Genomic DNA, 26,108 nt, shown 5'->3' on the forward strand with positions numbered 1-26,108 from the left:
TTATTCATTTCCCAAATATCGGGATCAAGCCTGTCGAAAAGTTGCTAAAAAAAAAATAAATTATGGCTTTTTCTTGATCGCTTCATCAATTGTCTTCCATATGGAAGCCGTTTGGAAGGTTCTCTGCCAAGTAGCTACTCCTGCCAGATCATACTTACGAGCAAGCGCAACTCTTGCTTGTATGGAGAGATCATCTTCTATCCAAATACGCTTTAACGCGCCTTCTTCTGTGTATTCAACATAATTTTGGCCTGCCGCTGGATCCAGTACCGGCGTTAGCTTCTTCTCAGCTATTATTTCTTTTACACGGTCCATTCCAACCGCTTTCGATGAGACAGAAACCTTTCCGTCATCACCTTTTGCCTCTGTCCATATCCTTGTATACAAAGGCATGCTCAGCATGATTTTGCTTGCGGGCACTTGATCCTCCTCCATAATACGAAGAAGAGACTGCTCTACCCAAGGCAGAGAGGCGACAGAGCCAGATTTCGGACTTGCTGCCCAGTGCTCATCATAAGCCATCACCATCATATAATCGACAACCTTGCCCAGTGAAGCTCGATCAAGAAACAATGACCACATTTCACTATTTGATTTAGGCGTAACGTCAACCGATACAACTAGCCCTTGCTCATGCAGCAGTGGCGTTAATTCACGGACAAACTGAACGAAATTAGCCTTATCGGATGTATGAACATTCTCGAAATCGATATTAATGCCTTGCAAATGATAAAGCTGTGCGAAAGCAATCAACTGCTGAATCATGGTGAAGCGTGTTTCAACTGTTGCCAAAACCTTCGTTGTCAGCTCCGGATCGAAGGAGTTGCTGAATAATGCCCATATTTGCAAGCCTTGCTGATGAGCCCATTTGACATATGCGGGATCAGCCTTTCCTTTAATCGTTCCCTTGTCATCTGCAACTTCAAACCATGTTGGGCTAACGACGTTTAATCCCTGCATAGACCCTATCTTGGTTGTATCGATCTTGCGCTCGTAGACGGCTTCCCATGTCATATTAATTTTGTTTCCAAGTACTTTCCACGCAACAAAAGCTGGTTCGCGCGCAGACCCGGGCACCTGTTCAATATTAGTAAGCTTTACATCTTTCTTCTGGATGAATCCAACAAGACCAGTACTGCTTTGTACGAGCAGCCATCCATCCTGCTCTTCCCAAATTCGCACCGTTTGTGATTGCGGAACTTTCTCTACAATAGGAGCTCTAATAGTAGGTTCCGTTCTTAGGGCTGCCCCCTTCTCGGGAACAGCTGCTGCTAGCTGGATCGATTCATTCTCCGAGAGTAGGGTTACAACACCTGTATCTGGATGATATTCCACTTGCAGTCCATATAATTCCTTAATCGGTCCTTCCGGTATATAAACCGTACCATTCGAGGTTTCAGCAGCTATAGTCAAATCATAAGGCTTCTGATTAATCGTCGCCATAAGTGAATCCGTCTTTAGATGAAGCACTTTATTCGCCGTCGTAAAAATAATGGATCCCGAATCCTGCTCATAGCGGATAGGCTTGTCCTTCCCAAGCACCTGCTGAAGTACAGCAAGCGGAAGCTTAACCTCGTTATTCTCTATGATGGCCCCCTGCTCTGCTTCTATTCCATGAATTAATATCGGATATTCTGTTTTAAAGGCAGGTTCAACCATTTCACCATTCGGGATAAAACGAAGATAGCCGTACCAGCAAAAAACGACTGCAGCTGCCAAAATAAATAGTATGAATAGGCTTCGAAAACTTCTGTTGCCTTTGCGGCGCGTTGGTCGGCCGTACATCGTTTCCAAGTCATCACTCTCCAGTTAGCAAGTATATATTCTTGTCAGACGGTAATAAAAAACGTGCAGATTAGCGTTTGATCGCTCCCCAGCACGTTCTTGCAAGCTTTTTGCTAATTATTAGTTCGATGAATTGCAAGTTGAACATATACCATATATTTCCATTCGGTGTCCTTCAACTACAAAACCCGTTACGAGGGAAGCAGCCTGCTCCACTTCAAGTAATGGCGGGTATGCAAAGTCGACGATTGAACCGCAATTTTTGCATATGGCATGGTAATGATCAGATAAATCCGAATCGAATCGGCTTGACCCGTCGCCATAAGTCAGTTCACGCACTAATCGAGCTTCAACAAATAAACGCAGATTATTATATATGGTAGCTACGCTCATGCTTGGATAAGCAGGAGAGAGCGCTTTATAAATTTCATCTGCAGTCGGATGGGACATGGAGTCCATCAAGTAGCTTAATATGGCGTGACGCTGCGGGGTCATCCGGACGCCATTCATCTTTAGTTGTTCCAGCGCTAAGTTAACGTTGGCTCCCATTACCCTCACGCCTTTCCTAGTAGATACAACTATTGTACGTTCTAATTTAAGAATTTGTCAATGAACGCTCCTTTTCAGGAAAGCCCAAATCGCTTAATAACTATACTATTTGTAGCATTAATTTGAATCCGATAGATGCCTTCACCCATTGTGCCTCTTATCGTTTTCTTACTGATCTCGAATGGAAGCTCAGTTGTTATAGTTCCAAATGTTACCGACCCATGCAATTTAAAATCACCATTCTCAGGAATGGCTAGTTTAACTTCGCCGATTGAGCTGTCTAGATCCCAGTCTCCGCCAACCTTTGAACTTTTCAATTCAATGCCGCCATTAAGAGTATCTGCCTTAACGCTAGCTCCAGCGCCAACTATTTTTATTTTTCCATTCTTTGTTTCGGCTTCAATATCTCCATCAATTTGTTCCATTTCCAAGCTGCCGTTCAATGTTTTCGCATAAAGATTTCCTTGTACAGCCGAAGCTGTTATCGTTCCGTTCTTTATTTCAAAATTGCTGTCTCCATTTACGCTGACCACATGTATCCCGCCATTATTACCTTTGACGGAAACCGGACCGATAATGTTGCTAATTGTAATAAGTCCGTTCGTACTCCGAATATCCAGTCCGCCTGGCAGCGCCAATTCCTTAATTTCAATCGATCCGTTCTCAGACTCTACCTTCATTTTTACTGCGATCTTCTGCTCTGGCTCGATTTCTTGATCAGGCATAGTATCAAGTTCCTGTACCTCTAGCGTGTTCGTTGATTCTGTACTCGTTTGAAGGCCCTCATCAATAGGAGAGTCTTCCCCCAAGTTTTCCTGAGAGCTAGTATTGGGCTCAGCCATCTCAGACTCCTGCAGCGGTGTTTCAATTGGAGCTTCATCGATGAACATTTGATCGGATAATGCGAGAGGCACCGTTACCGTAATATTCATACGCGGTTTTTTGTTCCCGCTCGTTCCGAAAGCTTGCCCCTTTGCATCAATCGTTAATTCTTCTCCCGGTATAACCTTAACGGATGATTGCTCGGCTATCGCATCAGCTTCTGTTTTGTCAGCCAAATCAACCCAGAGGGTCGTTTGAATCTCAATCTCCTGCACATCACCTGAACGAACGTTTACTTGTCCATTATGATTTGTGATTTTGATAAGAGATACTGCGTCACCCAGCGGTACCTTTATAATCGTTTTGTCATAGCGAAAACCTTTTTCCTCCCCATAATCTGCTTTACTGCTAATATCAACATTAAATTGATCCAGCCAGCGAAAAGGAATGTCTGCATATTGGGTTACAACATATGCGGTTATCGCAATGACCAAAGCGATCATGATACCTGATACATCCAGACGAAGTTTTTTTTCTGTCCCCTTAAACTTTATGCTGAACAATATGACTTCAATGCCTAATATAATAAATAGGACTGGCCACCATTGCCCAAGAAGCGAAATATCATTTCGACCCTGCAATTGATCCAATAGAAGCAACGCTCCGACGATCAGGACAAGCGTCGCTGCCGTAAAACGACCTAACTTAAACATAGACACCGGCCCTTTCCGTTGACGAAGCAATAATATAATTGAAGCAAGCATTACAATCGGTCCTACGCTAAGCTCCGCAAGTTCATTCATCCAAGGCAGAATAACGTCTGGTGGTTTCAATAATAGAAGCATGATGCTTCCAGCCAAAAGGATAAGAATGCCGTGAGTCAAGCTCAGCACAACCGAACCCGCATCTTCCGTTTCCAAGCTTTGAAGCGAATCAAATACACTAATGAAATAAAAAATAGGCAGCATAATGCCTAGATATACGATAAGCAGCAAATGCCTGCCTCCATCCGAATCCGCAAGCCTGATTATAGCAATTAAATCAAGCAAAAAAGCTGCAATAAGGAGCAAGCCTTTCGGATGCTGACCCGCGTACATATGTCCTGCGCCTGGAAATAAGAAAGCGAATAATAGCGTAAGCAGCCTGCTTTTTTTGCGATTTATTCCGAGCTTACCCAACGTACACCCTCCAGATGCTTTATTTGTTCGAGCAGCGCAAGCAGCGTCTCTGTTTTGGGCAGAGTAACATGAACCTGCAGCAAAATTTGTGCTCCATCGCCTTCTTCCTCCGGCTCCGCTAGCAGCATTTTCCTCATAATAATTTTACGGTTCAGCAGTAAACTGTTCAAATTAAGCAATGTATTGGATAAGTCATCTGCTTTTATTTTGAGCAAATGCTCTCTCTTCGCACTAATGTATCTTTTCTCGAGCTTGTTAAACGCCCATAGCGTTATAAGTACCATCACTGTTGATGTAGTTGAAGCGAAATAGAAGCCCGCTCCTACCGCTAATCCAATTGCGGATACGACCCATAGCGAGGCTGCTGTCGTTAAACCCGTTATCGATTTGCCTGTAAATAATATAGTGCCTGCTCCTAGAAAACCAATGCCGGTTATCACCTGAGCCGCAAGACGAGCGGGGTCCAGCCTTACGTTCGGCTCATCAGCAAACTCAGAAAAACCATATATAGAGAGAAGCATGAGCAGACAAGAGCCTAAGCAAACCAGAATATTAGTTCTTAAGCCTGCGGCATGTTTCGATTGCTCTCTCTCAAAGCCTACAAGTCCGCCTAACAATATGGCAAGGAGAAGCCGGAGTAAAATATGCAGTTCACTAATATACCAGGGATTATTTACCGCACTCATCAGCATGTAGCTCTCCCGACCTTTCTCTGCTCTATATTGTAACATAATTGTATGCAGGTTCTGGTAGATACAGGTCTGCTGATCCTTACAAAGCTTGCAAAAAAAAAGAAAGACGCGATTCATCAGGAGATGAGCCGCGCCTTTCCGTTTAGCTAGCCGAACCTATTTCAAACGCTCAAGAAGCAGCTTGTTCACGAGTGCTGGATTAGCTTTCCCTTTTGTTTCTTTCATAATTTGTCCAACAAGGAAACCAATCGCTTTCTCTTTACCTGCTCTGTAGTCTTCAACGGATTGTGGATTCGCATCGACAATTTGATTAACGATCGCCGCAATAGCGCCTTCGTCACTAATTTGTACGAGTCCTTGCTCTTCTACGATTTGAAGCGGAAGCTTGCCTGTATCAAGCATCGCCTTAAACACCGTTTTCGCAATTTTTCCGCTGATGGTACCTTTCTCAAGCAAGCCGATCATTTCGCCTAGACCTTGACCGGTTATCTTCACATCGCTAATTTCTTGTCCATTTGCGTTCAAATAGCCAAGAAGATCGCCCATAATCCAGTTCGATACTGCTTTCGCATCCTTGGTATAAGATAGGCTCTCCTCAAAGAAATCAGCAAGCTTCTTCGAAGATGTAATAACCTCAGCGTCGTAGGAAGGCAGGTTATAATCAGTTGTATATCTTGCTTTGCGAGCGTCTGGCAGTTCAGGAATTGTAGCACGGACGGATTGCTTCCAATCTTCGCTGATATGAAGTCTCACTAGATCCGGGTCCGGGAAATAACGGTAGTCATGCGCCTCTTCCTTGCCGCGCATAGAGAAGGACTTGCCAAGCGCATCGTCGAAACGACGAGTTTCTTGGATGACTTCGCCGCCGCTATCAAGAATTTCCGCTTGACGGAACTGCTCGTATTCCAGGCCTCTCTGCACACCACGGAAGGAGTTCATGTTTTTCAACTCAGCGCGAGTTCCGAATTCCTTCTGCCCATATGGACGAAGACTGATGTTCGCATCGCAGCGCAGGCTTCCTTCTTCCATCTTCACATCAGATACGTCGCAGTATTGCATAATCGCTTTGATTTTTTCCAAATAAGCTTTCGCTTCTTCTGGCGTGCGAATATCTGGCTCCGATACGATTTCGATCAAAGGCGTACCAACGCGATTGAAATCAACAAGCGATGCATAACCGCCGTCCACATGCGTCAGCTTTCCTGCATCTTCTTCCAAGTGCAGCCTTGTAATGCCGATTCGTTTCGTTTCGCCATTTACTTCAATATCAACCCAGCCATGCTCGCCGATTGGTTGATCGAATTGTGAGATCTGATACGCTTTAGGCGAATCCGGGTAAAAATAGTTTTTACGGTCAAACTTGCTAATATCCGCAATCTGACAGTTGATAGCCATTGCTGCTTTCATTGCGTATTCAACCGCTTGACGGTTCAGAACCGGCAGAACGCCGGGATGTCCAAGACAGACTGGACAAGTATGTGTATTAGGCGGCGCGCCGAAAGCTGTGGAGCAGCCGCAAAAGATTTTGCTGTTCGTATGCAGCTCCACGTGGACTTCCAGACCGACCACCGTTTCGTATTTGTTTGGTTCAGACATTCGTATCGATCCCTTCGTAAACGTATATACCCGCTTATAGCTGCGGACGCAGTTTATGATGCTCTGTGTGCTGCTCGAACGCATGAGCGGCGCGCAGCACCGTCGATTCGTCGAACGCCTTACCGATAATTTGCAAGCCGATTGGCAAGCCGTCAGCCATTCCGCATGGAACGCTTATTGCCGGCACGCCAGCCAAGCTGACCGGTATCGTACATATATCATTCAAATACATCGTTAACGGATCGCCAACTTGTTCTCCTATACGGAAGGCAGGTGTAGGTGCAGTCGGTCCAATAATAAGATCGTACTGGCTGAACACTTGATCAAAGTCCTGCTTAATAAGCGTCCGCACCTTCTGAGCTTTCAAATAATAGGCATCATAATAGCCTGAGCTAAGCGCATAAGTTCCAAGCATGATACGACGCTTTACTTCAGCCCCGAAGCCTTCGCTGCGCGACTTGCGGTACATGTCGATCAGATTAGAAGGATCATCCGCACGCACGCCGTAGCGTACGCCGTCGAAACGAGCTAGGTTGGAAGATGCTTCCGATGAAGCGAGCAGATAGTAGGTTGCAATCGCATATTCCGTATGCGGCAGCGATACCTCTTCCCATGTTGCGCCAAGCGATTCATAGACAGCAAGTGCCTTCATGACAGCTTCCTTCACGCGAGGATCAATGCCATCGCCCAAGTATTCCTTAGGCACACCAATGCGCAACCCTTTAACATCTCCCGTCAAAGCTGATGTATAATCGGGAATCTCAACGTTCGCTGAGGTGGAGTCACTTGCATCATAGCCCGCAATAGCCTGCAAGACATAAGCGGAATCCTCAACATTTTTGGTGAGCGGACCAATCTGATCAAGTGATGAGGCGAAAGCTACCAGTCCATAACGCGACACAAGACCGTAGGTGGGCTTAAGGCCAACAATTCCGCAATATGCCGCTGGCTGACGAATGGAACCGCCCGTGTCAGAGCCTAATGAGAAATATACTTGTCCTGCTGCAACCGATGCTGCAGAGCCGCCGCTTGAACCACCTGGAACATAATCCGGGTTCCACGGATTGCGCGTTGGGTAGAAGCTTGAGTTTTCATTGGAGCCGCCCATAGCGAATTCATCCATATTCAGCTTTCCGATCGTCACGGATTGTGCTGCTTTCAATTTACGAACAGCAGTTGCATCATAAATAGGATTGTAGTTGCTCAGAAATTGGCTCGCACACGTTGTAAGCAAGCTTTCCGTCACAATATTATCCTTAATGCCTGCCGGCAGACCGAACAGCAAACCACGTTCGCCGCCTTCTTGCAGCTGCTTATCCAGCTCGGAAGCCTGTAAGCGTGCGTTTTCTTCATTTAACGTAATAAAAGCCTTAATTGCAGGCTCGGTTTCTGTAATTCTCGCATAAGATGCGTTAACCAGCTCAGAAACAGATAGCTCCTTGTTGTTAAGCTTGTTATGTACATCCTGCAGGCGCAAATCAAACAGTGCCAACAGTAGTTCCTCCCTTCAAATAAAACCCATTCTTATTATTCAAGCACCGCTGGTACTTTAAATTGTCCATCTTCTTCATCCGGCGCATTAAGCAGCACCTTCTCGATCGGCAGCGAAGGACGCTGCACGTCTTCACGCATCACATTTGTAATCGGCAGAACATGGCTTGTCGGCTCGACGTTTTCTGTATCCAAGCTGTTCAGCTTCTCTGCATATTTCAAAATGGCATTGAGCTGCTCGGTAAACTGCTCCTTCTCCGGGTCAGAAAGCTCCAGCCGCGCCAGCTTGGCAACATGCTCAACATCCTTTGGTGAAATGCTCATCAGGTGATCTTCCTTTCTACCTTCATTAATCATTCTTCCTATTATATCTCACTTGTAGGACGAACATCAATGTAAACGGCAAATGACTTGTTGAAATGTTGGTTGAACATCTTCTTATGATTACAATCAACAAACAAAAAAGACTACCCCAAAGTCATAGAAATGACTTACAGAATAGTCCACATCAAAGCGCTAAGCGAATTATATCCAAGCTTTTAAATTAACCTGACGAATAAAGTCCGCTGGGCTAAGCGTTTCATTGCTTCCAAGCTCCGTCTCAGGCTCACACTCATCCCCGTTCATAATGCGTTTGAACAGTTCTTCATTATGTGTTGCAAGCGCGAAATCGATAAGCGCCTCCCGCTCTATTCGGTCGACCTCATCCTGGATGAGCACCTCTTCAAGCTCTACATCCTCATCAGGAATAAGAAAATTCCGATTGGCATTAGGGACTCGCAGCACATAATCAAATACATTGTCCGCATTACGATCGTAAGCTATTATATAACCATGCTCCCCAATGGGCAGGTTTTGTTCATATTGGTCAGCCACAATGACGACCTTTGTGCCTAGTTGTAGCATCGTCCTCAACTCCTGTTTCTACGTCGCTGATTCTTTCACTACTATCCTACTAAAAAATAATAGCGGTGTCCAATAGAAGTCAAAAATTGAGAGACTTATTGCCCTTTATTCAACAGATGAGCTTCTTCGAAGCAGCCAAACAGCTGCAGCCAGTGCTCCCGCAATGATTGCCAAAGCAGAAACAATCGCCCATCCGAAATAATCCCCCTTCATTATAGAAGCGCTGACTGCTTGGTAGGCAAAGCCGCTTAAAGCCCCTGGGCTCCAGCCGAGCTGCTTCGGAAAAATCCCCGCCAGCAATGAGAATACAGCTATGCATCCTATTGAAGAGAATGCCGCTCCAGCCGGACTTTTAAGCATGGTGCTGAAAAATACCGTTAGCGTCACCAATAAGGTAAGCCATAGACCATAAATGAGCAAGCTGCTCACTATATCTTTAAATGGAACAGATCCAATCAGCAGACCCGTATAATACCAAGCAGCGAGATAACCAGCGGCCAGTGAACCCCAGGTTAAAACGAGCATGGCTGTCCATTTCGATCCAATATAGGAGTATAAAGAGATCGGCTTAACTAATATGAGAGAAGCCGCGCCGCTATTGCGCTCACCGGATACAACTCCCATGCAAACAAGAGCAAGCACAAGTACACCCAGAGTTCCGAATTGCTGAAGCGTCTGCGCGAGTACTTCCGCGCCCTGAGGCTTTGGCATATTAGCAATTACGCCTTCCGGCAAATTACCCGCTTGTTCTAATATTATAGGCATAAAGTAACTCGATACCGGCTGCATAATGCCAAGCAATATAAATACAAGCGGCACCCACAGCAATTTAAAGCTGCGAAGGAGCTCAAGCAATTCTTTTTCCACCATTGCAGCGAACCGACCGATCTCAGAGGTGCGATTGAAGCTTCTTTTTTCTACATTCCCATTATGGGCTGCGGAGACGCTCATGCGGTCACCACCTTCATAAATAAATCCTCCAGCGAGGTATATCCAACCTCAAGCCTTCTCACTTTTACCCGTTCGCGAGTCAGATCCTCCAACAATGACTGCCTCGCCGCTTCTATTTCTTTTACAGTAAAGCGCGCAATATTGTCATTTAGTACAGCTTCCATGATTAGGCTTGATTCAGCGTTCCGTTGCATAGCGGCTTGCATTTGGGCTATGTAGGAAGATAGCCATCTTTGCGATTGATCGTCCTCTTCCAGCTGCAGCTCAATAATCGGCTTGCGATGCTCTTCACGAATAGAAGATATGGCACCCTGCAGCGCTATTCCCCCATCTCGAATAATGATAACATCATCGCACAGCTCCTCGGCATCATGCAGCACATGCGTCGAGAACAATACGGTCGTTTCTTGCTTCAGCTCTCGCAGCAGTCCAAGCACCTCGCGGCGCCCCAGAGGATCAAGCGCAGATACAGGCTCATCCATGACAAGTAGCTTGGGTGAGTGAACAAGCGCTTGAGCAAGCCCAAGCCTTTGCTTCATGCCTCCAGAGTACCCGCCTATCTTCCGCTTTGCCGCATGAGATAAGCCCACTCGTTCCATGAGTTCCTTCGCCTTCTTCTTGGCATCAACGGCTGTCATCCCGCAAAGCCTTCCCGCATAAATGACATACTCAAGCCCCGTCATCCAGTTATAAAAAGCCGGCGACTGAGGCAAATAACCAATTAATTGCCGCTGGTTGCCGTCTGCTTCTGCTCCGTGAAAGATCATTTGTCCCGACGTTTGCTTCAACAGCCCCGTAATCATCCGAATTGTCGTTGTTTTACCAGCTCCATTCGGACCTAACAAAGCAACGCAATGTCCTTCTTCAATCGTAAAATCAATTCCCGTAACCGCTTGAACGGTCCCAAAAGATTTAGTTAAGCCTTTTACCTGAATCAAAGCAGTCATCCTTCATTTCTCCTTCCGAATATGAAGAAAGCGATGGAACCGAACATATTGCCAAACAAGATAATAAGAATCCACATCCACTTAGGGCCTCGCGTCTGCTCCGCTTTGGCACAAAGCACCAATGCTATAACCATTAAAATCAGCTGAATAATTATTAGCGGAAGAACAATAGACAGCATCTGCGACAAATCAATTGAATTATTGATATTCATACAAATACCTCCTCTTTCTTAATGTTTATTGTTTTCGTCATTTCCCTTATTTTTTCCGCCGCCCTTGCGAAACCAGCCGCTTCGTACAAAAAGAAAATAAAATATTAGCGGCATAGGCGATTGTATTAATCCCCATATTCCCCAGAACCAGGGCATACTGTCCCGCTTGCGCGCATCAATAAACAACCAAGTGGACTGGGAGATTAGAATAATGACAGCCAGGCACCATATCCAGAGCGGTAATTCCTTCAGCTTTTCCATTTTCTAATCATCCCTTTGCCGAATGTCATGGAGACGAACACGATCCCGCCCGCTGCAATGACTGCCTGCAGGATGAGGAACCAAACCAAATTACGGTCCATGACCCACATCATCCCGCCAAAAACAAAGCAGGCCATCAGCCAGAATATAGCGAGCTCCTTCCACAGCTTCCGCTTCATTCCTTGCTTATGCTCATGCACAAACTGTTCAAACGCATGCAGGTCCGGCACATGCGGCTCATGAATGGCTTCAAAGCGACTAACCTGTTCTTTCATGTGATCATCGAACCATAACTGATCAATCAAATCCTTCTCATGCTTCTTCATGCTCCGTAAGCTCCTTCCGCAGCTGCTTCAAACCGGTGTGCAGCCTTGATTTTACTGTTCCAAGCGGGATATCCAGCATAGTGGCGATTTCCTCCTGCGCATACCCGTAATAATATTTAAGCAGTACAGCTATCCGTGCTTCGCTGCTGAGCTGCCCAAGCGCCTGCAGCGCTTCCGGCCATTCATCAGACCTCTGAAGCGTCTCATAACGTATGGCTCTTAGAGGCTGTTCTTCCCGCAGCCACTTCTTCTCCCTTTCCTCTCGCCTAATCCGATCTACAATGATCCGAGATGCAATGGAAATCAGCCACGTCGAAAATTTGGCCTTTCCTTGAAACGACGCTATTTTTTCAATAGCTCTCAGCATCGTTTCCTGCGTGACATCCTCTGCATGGCTTTTGTTCATTGTTGCCTTGAGAACATATTGGAACAGAAAGGAATAGTGCTGATGCAACAGTTCCGAGAGCGCTCGTGTATCGCCGCGTACCGCTTGTTTGATTAGCTTCATCTCGTCATGCACGAGCGCCATGTCCTCCTTTATTTTGTGACTGTTATAGCTTAGACGGTTAAGCATCACTTTTCGTTCATTCAACGCGAAATATTTTTTTTGGTACTTAAAAAAACTGCAGAAGCGTATAACCCTTCTGCAGTTTCTCAAGTTGAAAATAGCACTTCATTTTATTTATTTATTTATTTATTTATTTATTTCGGCTGTACCATTGCCATATTGGATCCACATCTGCACGATCCAGACATTTGACTCGGTAGTCAAGCTGACTGCCCATGACCCGGACCGAAAGCGAAAGCAGCTTCTTCCGTTGTTGTGAGTTTGATCGCTTTACTCGCATCATTACCATTTGAGGACGCCGGATCAAATAGGTTGAGCGGGATATGAATCTGCGGCGAAGCGTCAATTGGCCCGCCTCTAGCCTTGCGCCTGCTGCCTTGTAGCAGCTTCTTCTCCACCAAACAACAAGTGGAATGAGCAGCATCGACCATAAACCGTTTGCTTTCAACCATAATATCAACGTGACGCTCACTGCTAATGTAAGCAGCAGCTCAATTCTAATATAATAGAGGAATGCCCGCTTCGGAGCTCCAATCAAATCAGAATAGTCTGGGAGCCTCACTTGGGGAACGAAATCCGCAAGCAGCGCACTTACACTCGTGCGCTTAATGAAGGGATGAAGGATAAGCTGCTCCTTCTTATCTGAGGAAATAACCTGCAGCTGTATTTCAACATATCCGAAAGCTTGGCGCAGTAAGCCTTCATTAATAATAACAGCCTGTACTTTTTTGGGATCGAATACAAACGTTTTCTTCTCCAATAGACCGTATGCAACAGAAATTTGCCTGTCTTCTCTTTTTACGGTAAAGCCAGCATATTTCAAAATATACAATACAATAGAAAGAATCCAAGCTAACCCGATGCCTAAAAAGATAAGAATTACGAGAATGATATAGCTCGGCATCAAATTGGCCGAATCTTTTACAACCGATTCAAAAAAATGATCAGGGAGCAGCAGATTGAGAATATCGTCAGCCAAAGAATACAAACCAGCCATAAATGCAGCTACGAGTCCAAAATTCATGGATGTTGCAGCAGCTTGAAGCAGCTGTAAGGGGCTCAATTGAAAAGCAGCGCCGTCCATCTCTGCTCTAGGCTTGGAATTAGCAGAAGAAAACGGTTTGAGCTCCTTAATGGTGATTGGATTATCGGAAGGAATGGTTGCTTTTTCTATTTCCGAATCAGGCTCATACTCAGGCGCAATATGCTCAGCAGCCTTAGCTTGTCCCTTAAGCATGAGTTGAAGATGATTCGCCTCCTTAAGGGAAAGGGCAGGCAAAATACCATCCGCCTTCTTGTTGCCGCCAGGGGTTTCGATCTTTACTTGCGCTACCCCAAGCAAACGCTGTATGAGCGGCTGTTCCACATTTACAGAATGAATACGGACATAAAAAATCGTCTTTTCATCCCGAAACCATAAGCCCTTCCGAATAATAATGCGATCCTCCTCCAGCCAAAAACCGAATCGCTTCCACTCTAGAAAACTTAAAACCAAAATAATTAGAGCCAATACAGCGGCACCAACATACCAATACCCGTTCAAATGGGTCCAATTCGTACCTTTAAGTATGCCAATCAAAATAAAAGGAACAAAACCGCGAATCGTATTTAGCAGTCCAAAGAGGATATACAGGGGGTGAAGACTATGGCGCTCACTCATCCCTATCATCCACCTTAGCAAGAACTCCTATTCTACGCTTCATCTGCTCGGCCTCCGACTGCTTTAAACCGCTAATCCGGTGTGTCGTTGCAGCAGTGACGACGGATACGCTTGCCAGCTCGTATTTACGCATTAATGGCCCGCTTTCCAGCTCTACATGCTGTACGCGAACCATTGGAACGAGCACATTGCTAATAAAAATAAGCCCTGATTGAATTTCGAGCTCATCATCAAACAGTTCATATTGAAATATGCGATACTTCATCACGGGAATAATCCATATAAATAAAATAAAGGTTATGATAAAAATAGACAATGCGATCCAGCCGGGAATAAGCGTCCACTCTCGCCAAAGAGCAACCGAAAAATAAGCTATGATTATTGCCAAAACGACACCATGGGTAATAAGCCCGCTAATTCGATAAACTTTAATATAATCACGATGAAGCCGCCTTGTTAGCTGTCTATTCATATTTGTTCTTTCGCCCCTTCTATGGCAGCACAATGAGCTCCGGCTTTGAACGGGTCAGCGCTTTGGCTCCATCCTCCGTAATCAGATAGCTGTTCTCAATGCCTACTACGCCTTGCCCTGGGAATGTAAATTTCGGTTCAACTGCAATAACCATTCCAGGCTCAAGAGGCATATTAAAGCCTTTGGCAAGAACGGGCCATTCATCGATCTCCAAACCAATTCCATGCCCAAGAAACCTCGCTTGATCCGCGCCATAGCCCATAAAATAAGGTGAAAGCTCCGCCGCCGCACAGCTCTCAAGCGCGTCCTCATACAGCTTCGAGCAAAGTGTTCCTGGGATCATTTGCTTCTCCGCAGCCAAAATCAATGATTCTGAGAACGTATAGGCCTGCATGAGATTGGCCGGAAGCTCACCAATAACAGCTGTTCGAGTCTGATCAATAACATAGCCGTCTATACAACAGCCGATATCGATTAGTATAGGTTCATTTCGTTTCATTACCGATCTGCTGACGCTTTGCGGCGAGGCTGCTCCTAAGCCAAGCCCACCCGCGGGGCCGTCGAAATAAGTTGGAATCGCCGCCGCTGGTCCCGAAATGACCATGCCTGTCGTGATTTCTTGATTATAGCCGCGCATACGCATTAAGCCTATATGTCCTCGTAACCGCAGTTCATATTCTATGCGTGCCATAAATGCCAGTTCGCTAACCCCTTCCCGCAGCTCGTTAAGTGCTTCCTCAAGCGCCTCGGCAACAACCTCGGCAGCAGCACTTATTCGATTGACCTCCCAAGGCGCTTTAATCATCCTTAGTCTGCGTATCGATGCAGAACCGTCAATCAGCTTGCTGCGGCCTGATGCACCTAGCATCTCTGCAAGCTTCAAGTATAGCTGGGCTGGCAGCACGTCAAGATCTACTCCTATTAGCAGTTCTGTCCCATCTAGAAACAAATACGAATAATGCTGTGCCAGCATCTCTGCAAATAAGCGAAAGGAACCTAGCTCAACAACTCGCAGCCCCGTTTCCAGCTTCGCACGCTGAACACTTCGGCGCACATAGAACGTTGCATCGCCAGAGCTTGGAATAAATAAATAGCCATTTTGCATAGAACCGCAGAAATAATAGATATCCGTATTTTGTGTAATCAGATAGGCATCAACTCGCTCTGCCCTCATCACTGTCTGCAGTCTTTCAATCCGCTGCTGCACGATTTCAGCAGGAATATCCTGTGTAATTTCCATCACTTAATGAATCAGCTCCTATATGAATTCCCTCCCCTTATTACACCAATATTCCAAATTCCCGTCAACCTGTTATAAGCTCTGACGCCCCCTTTATATACCATTCAATGGAATCCATTAATGAAAAAGCTCGCGGATAGACCACATGTGCAATTATAATCACTCCCGGCCTGTGTAAGGTAACCTCATATTGATAAAGTTCATTCTGATACGTATAAGGAAAGCTGTGGTCTAAATTCACAACTTCAAATACGAGCAGCTCTACAGGATGCTTCAAGAAGGAATCCGGCAGCGGTACTCCGCGTGCATCCAGTCTCAAATTTGCCTGCAAATATTGTGAAGCCGCTTGTGCTGCAGCATCGGGAGCGATTAACAATTCCCCTCTGCTAAGCGCAAGCGGATCTAGCTGCTGAGCAGCTGCATGAGCGGCTCGATTAATCGCGTGTTTTCCTTGAAATAAGGTTTTCATAGCGAGCTCCTCCTCCACCTGGAGAAGATGAATAGATATCCACACCGACATCATGACCACGATCAGCAAAAGCTTATACATCGTTTCGCCCGCCTCCCGCGCCGCGGCTACGGCACATACTCACTCATCTTCATTCCAAAAGCCCGCATCCTCTCGCTTGGCAGCGGAGGCTTTAAACCGATCAGACGATCTATTTCAAACAGTTTCTCATACGGATAGCTCATCGTTAAGGAAATGCCTGCTCCGCGCAGCACCGGCTCCCCGGGATTAGACGCATCAACACCGTTTGTGGTTGCCAGCTCAAAAACGACAGCGTCCGGATTCATGCCAAACCTCGAGAGCCGCTCTCTGGACTGCTCCTGCATCGCCCTGCTGATGTACCCAAAGCTTCCGCTTGCTCCTACCTCCAGTAGAAAGTCTACTTCCTGCTGCAGCACAGCTTGTCTTACAATAAGCACATGCTTATAAATAGGAGAAAACATCAGCCAGCAAAGGAGTGCAGCAAACAATACAAAAACTAAAATTTGTTTCATGGACTCATTCCTCTAATATGGCCGCTAACTGAAACACCAGCTTCATGTATGTTATGCTTCATTCCCGTTCCACCCTCCGCAATCGCCTGATATAGAAGAAGAACCGTTATTAGAAGCAGCATGGATACAAGTATTCCGCGCAAAACACAAGCACCTCTACTCTCATTTCCATTCGTATTAAGAATGATGATTGCGATTATGGAAGCAGTTGGTTAATTTTTGTGTTCGCCGCTGTGCCTTGAGATTCGATTTGGCTTCTAGTCCCTGTCGTATCTTTGGAAATAATAGAGTTAAACAATACGATAACGACAACGAGCATCATAACCGTCATAAGGATGTTCCGCATATTAACACCTCCTTCCATATAATTAATAAGAGCCACATTAATTAAGTGATTGAAACAGCTTCTGCGCTTCGCTAACCCATGGATATATAAACACTTGGAAGGTGTACAATATGGGAATGCCCGCTATGATAAACAGAATATAAGAGGTCGATTCCTTCCTGCTCTCCTTCGCCAGCTCTATCTTTTCCTTATAATCCTCGATTCGCACCCGCAGCAGCTCGTAATATTGCTGACTTTCATGCTGCCTAAGCGAATCCAATGTCTCCACAAAGCTTAATCCTTCATCTGTGCCAATTCTTAGTTTGAAACGCTGCAGCGCTTCACCCGCGTCGTGATACCATTCCGCAAGCAGCCGTTCCAGGTCGCCGCGCATTGATCTTGTAAATGGCAAACAGCGCAATAGCTTGGTATGAATATGAAGCGAGGAGTCGGACAGGTACAGCAGCTGCTTGCTTACAGCAAATATTTCTTTGGTCATTTGAAGAGCACGAATCTTACGGATCGAGCGCAGCCATACTAAGTCGATGTAGAGCAGAAGCATGATGATGATTGAACCAGACGCAGCATAGGATATCGGGATATACCTATCAACAGGCTTATAAAAGACAAATGCGAGAACAAGCATTGCACTGATAAGAACAATTAGAGCTCTTCTTGTTAACATATACCAGGCAGGGTCTGCTGTAACGCCGCAGCCAGCCAACAGCAGCTCGCGTTCTACGAACGAAGGTGCGCCTCGCTTTAACCGCAAGTGCTGCAGCCAGCTATCCGGAACTCGCTTCGTTTGCCAGCTTAATATCGTAAGATGCTTCCATCTTGATTTTCTTCTCGGCCATAATTGCAGCAAAGCATATATCGCAACAGCTCCAAAAATCAACTGACCAGCCATGGTCCCGATCCTGAACACATGCTGTGCCCATTCGTTCATTCCTGTTGTCTCTCCTCTCACATTTTTTTACGTGACAGCCACAGTCCCATTAGAAACGAAGCAAATATCAAGACGATCGCATTCAATAACATATCCCGCCCCTGTGAATCAATGATGTAGTAATAATAGGAATTGTCCTTGTTATAGTGCAGATTGATTCCAATAAATAAGGCAAGAAACAGCAGCGGAGAAAAGTTAGCTACTCTGATCTCAAGCAGCCGATTCCGTTCTTGCTCATTCGCCCGTCTCGACCTGCGCATATCTGTAAGGAGCTCCTTGAGGCTATCCGATATAGGCACTCCCTCTACAAGCGCCACCCGCAAAATATTAACAAAATAATCAGCCCATAGATGTCCAAGTGATCCAGCAAGCAGCCTTAAGCTTGCTTCATCATCCCCGCGAACGGACAGATTGCGATAAAGCTGCTCGAATACCGACTGCATAGGGCCTAGCAGACGCCGCTCTTCCACCGTGCGCTGCAGCGCAATCCGAACCTGCCGCTCACCGGTAACGAGATAGCATTGATAAAACAACTCAACTGCCGGCAAAAAATCCATTTGAGTTCCCATACGCCGATGCACGAGCATTGCCCGCAAAATGATATAGGGCATCGTAGCAAGAACTCCTCCAAATAACACCGTCCCTTTCAAGCTTTGAAAAAACAAGCCTCCCGAAGCGAATCCAGCCAGAAGCAGCAGTCCTGACATACACACGAATGGACCTGGCTTTGTTTTTAATTGAAGTGTTTCTAATAATTCAGACAAGTGTTGGTATAGCTTCTCGAATCGTTTGAAGCGCTCGGCCAGGGCATGACGCCAGCCGACTTGGGTTCGATAGGTGAGCTTGCTTCTAAGATGCTGTTCCTTGGACCAAAGCCAGAACAGGTTGTACATTGCTATAAATAGGAAGAAAAACAGCAGCAGCGCCGTTGCGGCGATCGAGAGCTTATTCATGTCCAACACCACTAATAGACATTCGTCTTGCCGCTTTGGAAGAAGGCGTTGATGGCATTACCCAATTATCAAGAGCTTCATCAAATCGCACCCAGTCTATAACAGAAGCTTGACCATCTTCCCAATACAGCTCACCTATTCGTTTCACAACTCTTCTCCCATTCACATAGCCCATTTCTATCCCAATTTCCGTGACGTATTGTGTAATGCGCTTCGTCAAACGTTCCGCATTCATTCCTCTGCTGTCCAGCATGCACATATCTGTAATCGCTTCCGGCACATCTTCAAGATTATGGGCATGAACCGTCGTCATGCTGCCTGAATGTCCTCTCGTACAGGCACGGACGTAGATGTTGGCATCCAGGTCCCGGATCTCTGCATGAATAATTCGCTGCGGTGATTGCCTGAGCGCCAGCTTGAAAGCTTGATCTGGACGGTGGTAAGAATCCTCTTCCTCCGTTTCGTATTCCACTACATTTTTATTCGGAAAATCACGCCCTAGCATCATTTCGAATCTTCCTTCAATCGTAATAATTCTCTCCTCATCCGGAAGCTCGGCTATTAATGCTTTCATTAAATTGGTTTTGCCTGAATTCGTAGGTCCGATAATGACGATATTGAATCTTGCAGCGAGTATCGTTTTGAGCATACGTTGGACAGCAGCATTCATGGTTCTGAAGGCTGGCGCGCTCAACGCCTCTAAGCTGAAGCTTCGCACCGTATAAAATCGTATCGTTAAGGTCGGACAGGCTGTGAAGCCGAAGCCGGTCATCGTAACACGTGAGCCGTCCCGCAGCATCACTTCTGCCCAACGCTTTCGCGGATTAATGCGATCATTATTATAGAGCACTAAATTTTGCTGGACTCGCTCCAGTTCGCGAACGCTCTCAAACTGATAAGGGGAGGGCAGCGTTATGCCAGCCTTAACAAGGAATATACGCCTTCCAACCACTTGAATCTCTTCCAGCCCTTCCTTATCAGCAAGAACTAGTTCAAGCACATTCAGTCCAATTACTTCTGCAAACAGTGCTTCAGCTAATGTGTGATAAGGGTGCTGCATGCCAGCAGTTCCATGAACACGCAGCCTGATCAAACGATCCGTAATAACCGCAAGCACCTGCTCACGCTCCTGCGAATAGCCAAGAACGGCACGATTCAGTGTTTCACTGTATTGCCTTCGTTCTTCCTCATTCAACCCATGCGGAGCGCTTAAATAATTTCTTATATCTTCAGCGAGCCTCGTGAATTCGCCATTCTCGCCCCCTGCTGTACTAGTAGCTTTCCTATCGGCCTCTCTGTTTCCACGCTCAGACTGCATTTGGGCTGCAAACCCCGAAGGTGAAAATCGGCTATCCTGCCCTGTCACGAGCTTGTTCCATTTCGATGTGTAAGTAGCTTCCGATACCACGGCTGCACAGTTATCACGGTTCCCATAGCGCGCAAGCCGTGCCGCTGCATAAGCGCTTTGGCAGGCTCCTTCATGAGCTGTTTACCCTCCATGTCCTCCTTCAACCAAGCCGCGTATGATCCATTATCTAATTGATGGAATAATGGTTCAGTTAATCGAAGCTGTCCTAATGCGTTTGTGCCTAATTCTTTGCATATATGTTTCATCTCATAACCGCCATTTCTCCAAGGTTTTTTTATAACAACCGTATCGTATTGCCGTGGCGCTATATCGAATAAAGGGGATACTTGTCCAATCCATCGCCGGCCATCCTCTTGAAAATGCGATAGTGCTGGCGTAGTTACAAGCACACGTGTGCTCGCTCTTCGGATGGAGCAAATGGTAGCAGCGTTGTCCCAATATGCGCCCACGTCCACAACTACAAAAGAAAAGGTCTGTTCTGCAATCGCAAGCAAATGTTCAGCTTCCTCTGGGTTGAAATACTCTGCCTGATCTCTCATCAAATTGCCGAAAAGAACCTGTAAATTGGGTTGTTCCGGTATGCAATAGGCTGCTCTTCGAAGCTTATCCGGCGTTAATGTATAAGAGCGCAGCTCCGGGCGAAGCTTATCCAGCGTAACTACCGGTTCATCTATCCCAATATAGCGGTGGATCTTCGCACTTTTGAGATTCATACATAAATAGCCAATAGATTGGCCTGTTGCTTCCGCCAGTCGATAAGCCGTCGCAAATGCAGCGGAGGTCGTTCCGATATTAGGAGTAGTTCCAATGAACACGGCAAGTGAGGATGCGGTACCGTTCACGGCTCATCTGCCCCCCTGCCGGCAGCTAGATCAAGCGATTCCGGACTATAGGCTACAACCAGCTTCAATCCGCCGCCCTTGCAAATACTATCAATGTGAAGCCATTGCTCCTCTGAAAGGTTTAAATTCAAATATTCGATCATCCCATTCGCTTCACGTCTGGAGGCGTACATTTGCTCTTTGTTTCCTGAAGCAAGTGAATATAAATGAGGATTATCCAGATTATCGATTTCCACATTGCCAGACGTTTTCACCGAAGCGACTGTAACAGCTTCCTCGAAGAGCCGTTTTGAAGGCGACTCATCACCTGATCCATAAATGAGCACCTTATCGCCAGCCCGTATCCCATTCGAAATGGACCGAATATACTCCTTCGGAATTTGAAATGTCGACTCATGACTTCGAGGCTGCAAATAATAATAGTCAACCTTCCAGTTCAAGAGCGGTTCTCCCTTACCAAGCGGTATGATCGTTTCCTTACCTAAAGCTTGTTTCGCTTCCATCATCATTTCCGGCATAAATGCGGTTTGCGGTACCCGTTTAAATTCCAAGTCGCTCTCCTGCAGCCGTTCGCCTGCTCCGATAAATCTCTTCGGCACGAGTACAGCAATCGTTTCTTGTTTCTCGAGGCCAATAAGCTGCAGCTTGTTCATTCCGAAAACGAGACATGCAGACAATATAGCGGCCGCTAAGCTAATTAAAATATTCCGTCTTCTGTTCATCGCCACTCCTCTCTGAGCATAAAAAAAGAACGCACCGATAGCCATTAAGGCTGTACCGAGTGCGTTCTTCGCATAATAGTGCTCTTATATGAGATTACAAATATGAATTGAATTCATAATAGCAAATGTATAATCCATTTGTCTATCATTATTTTCCTATTTCAACAAAAATCGGTTAATGACGACAAAAAAAGCCATTCAGCCTAAAGGACGCTTCCTTTAACGGGCTAAATAGCTCTCTTTTCCCAATTAAAAATCAATCAGACCGACACTAATCAACAAAGCATCATCTACCTTGCGCATTGTTTCGTCGTCTAGATGCGTAATTTTATCGGTTAACCGTTGTTTGTCAATGGTCCGAATTTGCTCAAGAAGAACGACAGAATCGCGATCAAAACCATGCGCCGCCGCATCCATCTCAACGTGAGTAGGCAGCTTTGCTTTTTGGATCTGTGCTGTAATAGCAGCTACGATAACGGTCGGGCTGAAACGATTTCCGATATCATTCTGAATGACCAGTACGGGACGAACTCCACCCTGTTCCGATCCGACGACTGGCGACAAGTCTGCAAAAAACACATCTCCGCGTTTTACAATCAAGCCCTACACCCCGCTTACTAGACGGCCTAACGTGTGATCTGCTTCTTCCTCCGCTTGAAAAGCTTCCGAGGCCATGTTCAGGTTTATTTTCGCCATTTCCATATAACCTCGTTGCATGGTTTCACGGATATGGCGTTTTTTGCGCTCCACCAAATACAGCTTCATAGCTTGCCGTATAAATTCGCTGCGGTTGGAGTTTTCCTTGGCAACAATCCCGTCGACCTCCTCCAGCAAATGATCTGGCAGGCTAATCATGATTCTTTTGGTATTTTGTACATTGGCCACCGAACGGACACCCCCAAAACTTTTCCAACACCTTCATATACATTATTTCAATATATTGCCTTTACTATACTTCAACATATCTATGATCGCCGTATATCAATTATGCTGTATGTTTTCATGTATAGCCGTAATAGATCCACTTCCATACTACATTCGTGACATTTGGCGAAAATCCTCTTCATTTACGAAAAATTGTAGATTGAAACAATTACCAATGTGGTTATTAACTAAGTTAGGGGGTTATGAATAGCTACTATTTGATCACCGCTTACGTATACCCGTGGCACACGTGCTGAAAGCAAGCAGGTTACTTCATAATTATTGGTGCCAAGCTGCTCAGCCACTTCTTCTACTGTAATGACTGATTCACCTTGACGACCAATGAGCACAACCTCTTCACCGGTTTCCACAGGCCGCGAGTCCGAACTAGAAACGGCAGCATCAAGTGCTATCATGCATTGGTCCATACAAATGGTACCCCGTATCGGAACCTTGACTCCGCGGACAAGTCCATTAGCTTTCCCCGTCAGCATACGGCTAAAGCCGTCGGCATAGCCAATGGGAAGCGTTCCGATTCTTTCCTCACCTTGGGTCACATATCGCGTGCCATAGCTGATCCCCCAGCCCTCTGGCGTCGTTTTGACCATTACAACTTCTGTTTTGAGCGTCATTACAGGCTTCAGCTCAATGCGCTGCTTGTTTACTTCTTCAGATGGATATAGACCATACATACTAACACCAAGTCGGAGCATGCCACCAGCCCACTCTGGCGTATCAATACCAGCTGCACTATTAGCGGCATGTATAATTGGGATATTTAGGCCCTGCTGCTCTACATAGGCTGCAACGGCATTAAATCTGTCGTATTGCAGCTTCGTATAGCTTTTGTCAGCCTCATCCGCACGCGCATAATGAGTAAACATGCCTTCAACCTCAAGCTGCGGCACATTTAACGCTTTCTCAATAAAGGCGATCGCCGCCTCTTGGCCAATTACACCAAGGCGTCCCATTCCAGAATCGATCTTGATATGGACCTTGAGCTTGCGAGCACCTGATTCCATTGACAGCTTGGCAGCAGCCTCTATAACATCATCACGGAATAAACTAATCGTAATATTATTGTCCCTTGCTATAGTTAGAGCATCTGCAGCTACGAAACCCAGTACAAGAATGGGGGTTTGGATGCCTGCCTTGCGTAATTGCAAAGCCTCATCTAAAAATGCAACTCCCAAATAATCAACGCCAAAGCGCTCAGCCTCACGCGCAATCTCTACTGCCCCATGTCCGTATGCATTTGCTTTAACAGAAGCCATTAGCTTGCAGTCCTGCGGTATAACACGGCGAAATGCCTGTAAATTATGTCTTAATGCATCCAATGATAATTCAACCCTTGTCGGGCGATAAAACGATTCCAAGCCGTTCACCTTCTCCTTATCTGGCAGACTTAACAGTCCGAGCAGCAAACATCAATAGAAATAATGTTAAACGTTGCTGCTGAGACTGTCAATGAAATGAACCCCAGAAATGGCTAGTACGTCTTGGAAATTCGGCTGCTATCACCCTTTATTTTCCTATTTCTCCTTGAACCGATTGCGCAATCTTAATCATTTCCGATTCAGGCAGGTTCGCGCTGGTGAGCCGGAATTGATGCCCCTCATAGGTCCAATTTAGCGTCTGTTGATCTTCTCCGCTATTTAGAAGCCCCATCGTGAAGCCTAAATCGACCATTAGTCCTGGTACAAGTGAAGCTGCTTGGTCATGCGGCTCTGTCTGAATTAACGTGTAACTGTAATCGCCTGCATAACGAATCATTAATCCAGGGTTGCCGCCGAATACGATATCTACTAGATCTTGTTCATTGACACCATCTGGCATATAGGTTGGCTTCATCGCTGTAAATTTGGTTCCAGCCTCATTCTCTACGCCTGCAGCTGCGTCATCATCAGCATCTTCGCTATTCAACTTCCCTTGATCATCACCGTCTACTGCGCTATCTTTGCCAGGCTTATTTCCGCCTGTATCGGTTGCTTCAGCTCCGTTTGCATTGCCCGCTCCAGCTGCTCCATCTGTGCCATCCGGCATAGTCATCGTCGGTTTGTCATTTGATTGGCTATTCGGCGCTGACTTCATATTCGCCTCTGTCTCAAACATAGCCTTATCGAATTTCGGACCGAATTCGAAAGTATCAAATTTAACATCGACCATTACTGCAGCATTTGTATCACTGACTTCTACCTGTACAGGCTTGTAATTGGACTTATTAAGCCAAATCTTCTGACGGGCTAATGAACCGTTATTATAGTTCGCCATCACATCAAATACATAAGAATCATTGTCTACTACAAATTGACGCGAATTATCGACTAGAATGCTTTGAATAAGCGTTTGATACAAATAAACCTGGCCTTGATTTTGCGGCCAATCACTTTGGAAGCGGAACACTTTATTCAGCTTCGGTGTGAGAACGAATACGCCGTCATCGTTGCGAAGCACGATTTGTGTAATATCCTTCTCTTCATTTGTGAGCTTGATCCGGTAATATTGCGGCTTCTGGTAGGATACCTCGACTTTATACTCGAGAGGCTGCTGGCCTGTATGCAAAGTCATCTTTCCAGTTCCTTGATAGCTCTCCATGCTGTTTACAAACTTGTCGAGATCCTTGACCACGGACTCAGCGTCCTTCGTTCCGCAAGCCGCTAATACTAATGAAAAACATAATAAAATTGCCGCGGTCCATGTAATGCGACGCATGTAATCATCCCCTCTGCACACTGTTTTTTACTGGCTGATAACATGTCTATGAGGGGACTTGACCATTTATGCGGACTAGTTTGACAAGCATGACAAGTTATCTTCACCGCTCGGCTGCCGCTTCGAGCTCCATGTGCTCCATTTCTGCGTCACATTCGCTGCTCGCCCGCCGCTACGTGCTCCTTGTGCTGCACTTCTGCATCACATTCGCCTCTCGCCAGTCCTGCGGGCTCAATGTGCTGCACTTCTGCATCACATTCACCGCTCGAGTGCCGCTCCGCGCTCCATGTGCTGCACTTCCTCCTAGGCCCCCTAATTAAACTGGAGTCCTCCCATCCAATAATTTAAACTTAGGACAAGGGAGATGAAGCAGTATGGGAAAAAGGCTGAATGAGGAAGCACGCCTTAAAATTGTTCGAGAAGCGTTAGCTGGTATCAAGGTGGGGGTGTTATCCCGCATGTATAGCATCCATCCGGAAACGATCCGTGCTTGGATCAGGGACTACCGTGATACAATCCCACTAGAGGAAATCCCAATGGCAGATGAACATCTGCAAGAGCTTCAACGGCTGCAAGAGGTAGAACAACGCTATGAAAAGGCCGTTAAGGTGCTCGGTGAGAAGGAACCGTAATAAATTGGTATAGCATAGATTA

31 protein-coding genes are annotated in these 26,108 nt (G+C 46.0%); 1 reads left to right on the forward strand and 30 read right to left on the reverse strand.

The window, feature by feature from the left end; all coding sequences use genetic code 11:
* Positions 1–60: 60 nt before the first annotated feature.
* From CEF13_RS23140 to CEF13_RS23275, 30 genes are all read right to left on the reverse strand, one after another.
* Entirely contained in the window at positions 61–1,785 is a 1,725-nt protein-coding gene (locus CEF13_RS23140; RefSeq protein ID WP_166743000.1) for a glycosyl hydrolase family 18 protein, read from the reverse strand.
* 120 nt (positions 1,786–1,905) lie between these two features.
* Positions 1,906–2,334 carry a peroxide-responsive transcriptional repressor PerR gene (gene perR / locus CEF13_RS23145; protein ID WP_102714394.1) on the reverse strand — a complete coding sequence of 143 codons (429 nt, stop codon included), beginning with the start codon at positions 2,332–2,334 and terminating at the stop codon, positions 1,906–1,908.
* 74 nt (positions 2,335–2,408) lie between these two features.
* Positions 2,409–4,334, reverse strand: a complete 1,926-nt coding sequence (locus tag CEF13_RS23150) for a DUF4097 family beta strand repeat-containing protein (protein ID WP_102714396.1) — start codon at positions 4,332–4,334, stop codon at positions 2,409–2,411.
* On the reverse strand, positions 4,316–5,020 hold the full coding sequence (locus CEF13_RS23155) for an MgtC/SapB family protein (protein ID WP_102716519.1): 705 nt from the start codon (positions 5,018–5,020) through the stop codon (positions 4,316–4,318). The genes CEF13_RS23150 and CEF13_RS23155 overlap by 19 nt, the downstream gene beginning before the upstream one ends.
* A gap of 162 nt (positions 5,021–5,182) precedes the next feature.
* A complete protein-coding gene (gene gatB, locus CEF13_RS23160) occupies positions 5,183–6,622 on the reverse strand; it encodes an Asp-tRNA(Asn)/Glu-tRNA(Gln) amidotransferase subunit GatB (RefSeq protein ID WP_102714398.1) in 1,440 nt (479 codons plus the stop codon).
* Between the two features lie 34 nt (positions 6,623–6,656).
* The gene (gatA, locus tag CEF13_RS23165; RefSeq protein ID WP_102714400.1) at positions 6,657–8,114 is read right to left on the reverse strand and encodes an Asp-tRNA(Asn)/Glu-tRNA(Gln) amidotransferase subunit GatA; all 1,458 of its coding nucleotides are present in this window, start codon (positions 8,112–8,114) and stop codon (positions 6,657–6,659) included.
* Between the two features lie 35 nt (positions 8,115–8,149).
* Positions 8,150–8,437 (reverse strand): Asp-tRNA(Asn)/Glu-tRNA(Gln) amidotransferase subunit GatC, encoded by a 288-nt coding sequence (gene gatC / locus CEF13_RS23170; RefSeq protein WP_102714402.1) that lies wholly within the window; start codon positions 8,435–8,437, stop codon positions 8,150–8,152.
* A 201-nt stretch (positions 8,438–8,638) separates the two neighbouring features.
* Positions 8,639–9,019 carry an ATPase gene (locus CEF13_RS23175; RefSeq protein WP_102714404.1) on the reverse strand — a complete coding sequence of 127 codons (381 nt, stop codon included), beginning with the start codon at positions 9,017–9,019 and terminating at the stop codon, positions 8,639–8,641.
* A 105-nt stretch (positions 9,020–9,124) separates the two neighbouring features.
* Entirely contained in the window at positions 9,125–9,970 is an 846-nt protein-coding gene (locus CEF13_RS23180; protein ID WP_102714406.1) for an ABC transporter permease, read from the reverse strand.
* Positions 9,967–10,917, reverse strand: a complete 951-nt coding sequence (locus CEF13_RS23185; RefSeq protein ID WP_102714408.1) for an ABC transporter ATP-binding protein — start codon at positions 10,915–10,917, stop codon at positions 9,967–9,969. Before CEF13_RS23185 ends, CEF13_RS23180 begins: the two co-directional genes overlap by 4 nt.
* On the reverse strand, positions 10,914–11,129 hold the full coding sequence (locus CEF13_RS23190) for a PLD nuclease N-terminal domain-containing protein (protein WP_102714410.1): 216 nt from the start codon (positions 11,127–11,129) through the stop codon (positions 10,914–10,916). The genes CEF13_RS23185 and CEF13_RS23190 overlap by 4 nt, the downstream gene beginning before the upstream one ends.
* An 18-nt stretch (positions 11,130–11,147) precedes the next feature.
* A complete protein-coding gene (locus CEF13_RS23195; RefSeq protein WP_102714412.1) occupies positions 11,148–11,390 on the reverse strand; it encodes a sigmaY antisigma factor component in 243 nt (80 codons plus the stop codon).
* On the reverse strand, positions 11,378–11,716 hold the full coding sequence (locus CEF13_RS23200; RefSeq protein WP_102714414.1) for a YxlC family protein: 339 nt from the start codon (positions 11,714–11,716) through the stop codon (positions 11,378–11,380). The genes CEF13_RS23195 and CEF13_RS23200 overlap by 13 nt, the downstream gene beginning before the upstream one ends.
* On the reverse strand, positions 11,703–12,236 hold the full coding sequence (gene sigY / locus CEF13_RS23205) for an RNA polymerase sigma factor SigY (protein WP_425320554.1): 534 nt from the start codon (positions 12,234–12,236) through the stop codon (positions 11,703–11,705). The genes CEF13_RS23200 and sigY overlap by 14 nt, the downstream gene beginning before the upstream one ends.
* Positions 12,237–12,414: 178 nt before the next feature.
* Positions 12,415–13,944, reverse strand: a complete 1,530-nt coding sequence (locus CEF13_RS23210) for a PH domain-containing protein (RefSeq protein ID WP_166742997.1) — start codon at positions 13,942–13,944, stop codon at positions 12,415–12,417.
* The gene (locus tag CEF13_RS23215) at positions 13,937–14,416 is read right to left on the reverse strand and encodes a PH domain-containing protein (protein ID WP_102714420.1); all 480 of its coding nucleotides are present in this window, start codon (positions 14,414–14,416) and stop codon (positions 13,937–13,939) included. Before CEF13_RS23215 ends, CEF13_RS23210 begins: the two co-directional genes overlap by 8 nt.
* A gap of 19 nt (positions 14,417–14,435) precedes the next feature.
* Positions 14,436–15,656 (reverse strand): M24 family metallopeptidase, encoded by a 1,221-nt coding sequence (locus tag CEF13_RS23220; RefSeq protein WP_102716520.1) that lies wholly within the window; start codon positions 15,654–15,656, stop codon positions 14,436–14,438.
* Between the two features lie 64 nt (positions 15,657–15,720).
* Positions 15,721–16,206, reverse strand: a complete 486-nt coding sequence (locus tag CEF13_RS23225; protein ID WP_102714422.1) for a hypothetical protein — start codon at positions 16,204–16,206, stop codon at positions 15,721–15,723.
* Between the two features lie 26 nt (positions 16,207–16,232).
* Entirely contained in the window at positions 16,233–16,658 is a 426-nt protein-coding gene (locus CEF13_RS23230; protein ID WP_102714424.1) for a hypothetical protein, read from the reverse strand.
* On the reverse strand, positions 16,655–16,801 hold the full coding sequence (locus CEF13_RS28940; protein WP_166742998.1) for a hypothetical protein: 147 nt from the start codon (positions 16,799–16,801) through the stop codon (positions 16,655–16,657). The genes CEF13_RS23230 and CEF13_RS28940 overlap by 4 nt, the downstream gene beginning before the upstream one ends.
* 53 nt (positions 16,802–16,854) lie before the next feature.
* Positions 16,855–17,004: a hypothetical protein gene (locus CEF13_RS28945; RefSeq protein ID WP_166742999.1), complete on the reverse strand. Its 150-nt coding sequence runs from the start codon at positions 17,002–17,004 to the stop codon at positions 16,855–16,857.
* Between the two features lie 37 nt (positions 17,005–17,041).
* Positions 17,042–17,932 (reverse strand): hypothetical protein, encoded by an 891-nt coding sequence (locus CEF13_RS23235; protein WP_243864971.1) that lies wholly within the window; start codon positions 17,930–17,932, stop codon positions 17,042–17,044.
* A 17-nt stretch (positions 17,933–17,949) separates the two neighbouring features.
* A complete protein-coding gene (locus CEF13_RS23240; RefSeq protein ID WP_102714426.1) occupies positions 17,950–18,885 on the reverse strand; it encodes a hypothetical protein in 936 nt (311 codons plus the stop codon).
* The gene (locus CEF13_RS23245) at positions 18,878–20,203 is read right to left on the reverse strand and encodes an ATPase, T2SS/T4P/T4SS family (RefSeq protein WP_102714428.1); all 1,326 of its coding nucleotides are present in this window, start codon (positions 20,201–20,203) and stop codon (positions 18,878–18,880) included. The genes CEF13_RS23240 and CEF13_RS23245 overlap by 8 nt, the downstream gene beginning before the upstream one ends.
* Positions 20,204–20,247: 44 nt before the next feature.
* Positions 20,248–21,096 carry a CpaE/TadZ family protein gene (locus tag CEF13_RS23250; protein ID WP_102714430.1) on the reverse strand — a complete coding sequence of 283 codons (849 nt, stop codon included), beginning with the start codon at positions 21,094–21,096 and terminating at the stop codon, positions 20,248–20,250.
* The gene (locus tag CEF13_RS23255) at positions 21,093–21,818 is read right to left on the reverse strand and encodes an SAF domain-containing protein (RefSeq protein ID WP_102714432.1); all 726 of its coding nucleotides are present in this window, start codon (positions 21,816–21,818) and stop codon (positions 21,093–21,095) included. The genes CEF13_RS23250 and CEF13_RS23255 overlap by 4 nt, the downstream gene beginning before the upstream one ends.
* Positions 21,819–22,067: 249 nt before the next feature.
* Positions 22,068–22,418: a type II toxin-antitoxin system PemK/MazF family toxin gene (locus CEF13_RS23260; protein ID WP_028609438.1), complete on the reverse strand. Its 351-nt coding sequence runs from the start codon at positions 22,416–22,418 to the stop codon at positions 22,068–22,070.
* 3 nt (positions 22,419–22,421) lie between these two features.
* Positions 22,422–22,703 (reverse strand): CopG family ribbon-helix-helix protein, encoded by a 282-nt coding sequence (locus tag CEF13_RS23265; protein WP_102714434.1) that lies wholly within the window; start codon positions 22,701–22,703, stop codon positions 22,422–22,424.
* Positions 22,704–22,930: 227 nt separating this feature from the next.
* Complete coding sequence (gene alr, locus CEF13_RS23270; RefSeq protein ID WP_102714436.1) at positions 22,931–24,118, reverse strand: alanine racemase; 1,188 nt, start codon at positions 24,116–24,118, stop codon at positions 22,931–22,933.
* A 148-nt stretch (positions 24,119–24,266) separates the two neighbouring features.
* A complete protein-coding gene (locus CEF13_RS23275) occupies positions 24,267–25,454 on the reverse strand; it encodes an outer membrane lipoprotein-sorting protein (RefSeq protein ID WP_102714438.1) in 1,188 nt (395 codons plus the stop codon).
* Between the two features lie 374 nt (positions 25,455–25,828).
* On the opposite strand from CEF13_RS23275, the gene CEF13_RS23280 reads away from it, so the two are divergent.
* Positions 25,829–26,086, forward strand: coding sequence for a helix-turn-helix domain-containing protein (locus CEF13_RS23280; protein ID WP_102714442.1), 258 nt, complete (start codon positions 25,829–25,831; stop codon positions 26,084–26,086).
* Positions 26,087–26,108: the final 22 nt, after the last annotated feature.

The organism is Paenibacillus castaneae (assembly GCF_002884445.1).
GTDB classification, from domain to species: domain Bacteria; phylum Bacillota; class Bacilli; order Paenibacillales; family Paenibacillaceae; genus Pristimantibacillus; species Pristimantibacillus castaneae.

Excerpts from the sequence above, each read along its gene's own strand:
- CEF13_RS23140 (WP_166743000.1), bottom strand. The coding sequence starts at position 1,785 with ATGTACGGCCGACCAACGCGCCGCAAAGGCAACAGAAGTTTTCGAAGC.
- perR (WP_102714394.1), bottom strand. The coding sequence starts at position 2,334 with ATGGGAGCCAACGTTAACTTAGCGCTGGAACAACTAAAGATGAATGGC.
- CEF13_RS23155 (WP_102716519.1), bottom strand. The coding sequence starts at position 5,020 with ATGAGTGCGGTAAATAATCCCTGGTATATTAGTGAACTGCATATTTTA.
- gatB (WP_102714398.1), bottom strand. The coding sequence starts at position 6,622 with ATGTCTGAACCAAACAAATACGAAACGGTGGTCGGTCTGGAAGTCCAC.
- gatC (WP_102714402.1), bottom strand. The coding sequence starts at position 8,437 with ATGAGCATTTCACCAAAGGATGTTGAGCATGTTGCCAAGCTGGCGCGG.
- CEF13_RS23175 (WP_102714404.1), bottom strand. The coding sequence starts at position 9,019 with ATGCTACAACTAGGCACAAAGGTCGTCATTGTGGCTGACCAATATGAA.
- CEF13_RS23180 (WP_102714406.1), bottom strand. The coding sequence starts at position 9,970 with ATGAGCGTCTCCGCAGCCCATAATGGGAATGTAGAAAAAAGAAGCTTC.
- CEF13_RS23185 (WP_102714408.1), bottom strand. The coding sequence starts at position 10,917 with ATGACTGCTTTGATTCAGGTAAAAGGCTTAACTAAATCTTTTGGGACC.
- CEF13_RS23190 (WP_102714410.1), bottom strand. The coding sequence starts at position 11,129 with ATGAATATCAATAATTCAATTGATTTGTCGCAGATGCTGTCTATTGTT.
- CEF13_RS23195 (WP_102714412.1), bottom strand. The coding sequence starts at position 11,390 with ATGGAAAAGCTGAAGGAATTACCGCTCTGGATATGGTGCCTGGCTGTC.
- CEF13_RS23200 (WP_102714414.1), bottom strand. The coding sequence starts at position 11,716 with ATGAAGAAGCATGAGAAGGATTTGATTGATCAGTTATGGTTCGATGAT.
- CEF13_RS23210 (WP_166742997.1), bottom strand. The coding sequence starts at position 13,944 with ATGAGTGAGCGCCATAGTCTTCACCCCCTGTATATCCTCTTTGGACTG.
- CEF13_RS23215 (WP_102714420.1), bottom strand. The coding sequence starts at position 14,416 with ATGAATAGACAGCTAACAAGGCGGCTTCATCGTGATTATATTAAAGTT.
- CEF13_RS23220 (WP_102716520.1), bottom strand. The coding sequence starts at position 15,656 with ATGGAAATTACACAGGATATTCCTGCTGAAATCGTGCAGCAGCGGATT.
- CEF13_RS23225 (WP_102714422.1), bottom strand. The coding sequence starts at position 16,206 with ATGTATAAGCTTTTGCTGATCGTGGTCATGATGTCGGTGTGGATATCT.
- CEF13_RS23230 (WP_102714424.1), bottom strand. The coding sequence starts at position 16,658 with ATGAAACAAATTTTAGTTTTTGTATTGTTTGCTGCACTCCTTTGCTGG.
- CEF13_RS28945 (WP_166742999.1), bottom strand. The coding sequence starts at position 17,004 with ATGCGGAACATCCTTATGACGGTTATGATGCTCGTTGTCGTTATCGTA.
- CEF13_RS23235 (WP_243864971.1), bottom strand. The coding sequence starts at position 17,932 with ATGAACGAATGGGCACAGCATGTGTTCAGGATCGGGACCATGGCTGGT.
- CEF13_RS23240 (WP_102714426.1), bottom strand. The coding sequence starts at position 18,885 with ATGAATAAGCTCTCGATCGCCGCAACGGCGCTGCTGCTGTTTTTCTTC.
- CEF13_RS23245 (WP_102714428.1), bottom strand. The coding sequence starts at position 20,203 with ATGCAGTCTGAGCGTGGAAACAGAGAGGCCGATAGGAAAGCTACTAGT.
- CEF13_RS23255 (WP_102714432.1), bottom strand. The coding sequence starts at position 21,818 with ATGAACAGAAGACGGAATATTTTAATTAGCTTAGCGGCCGCTATATTG.
- CEF13_RS23275 (WP_102714438.1), bottom strand. The coding sequence starts at position 25,454 with ATGCGTCGCATTACATGGACCGCGGCAATTTTATTATGTTTTTCATTA.
- CEF13_RS23280 (WP_102714442.1), top strand. The coding sequence starts at position 25,829 with ATGGGAAAAAGGCTGAATGAGGAAGCACGCCTTAAAATTGTTCGAGAA.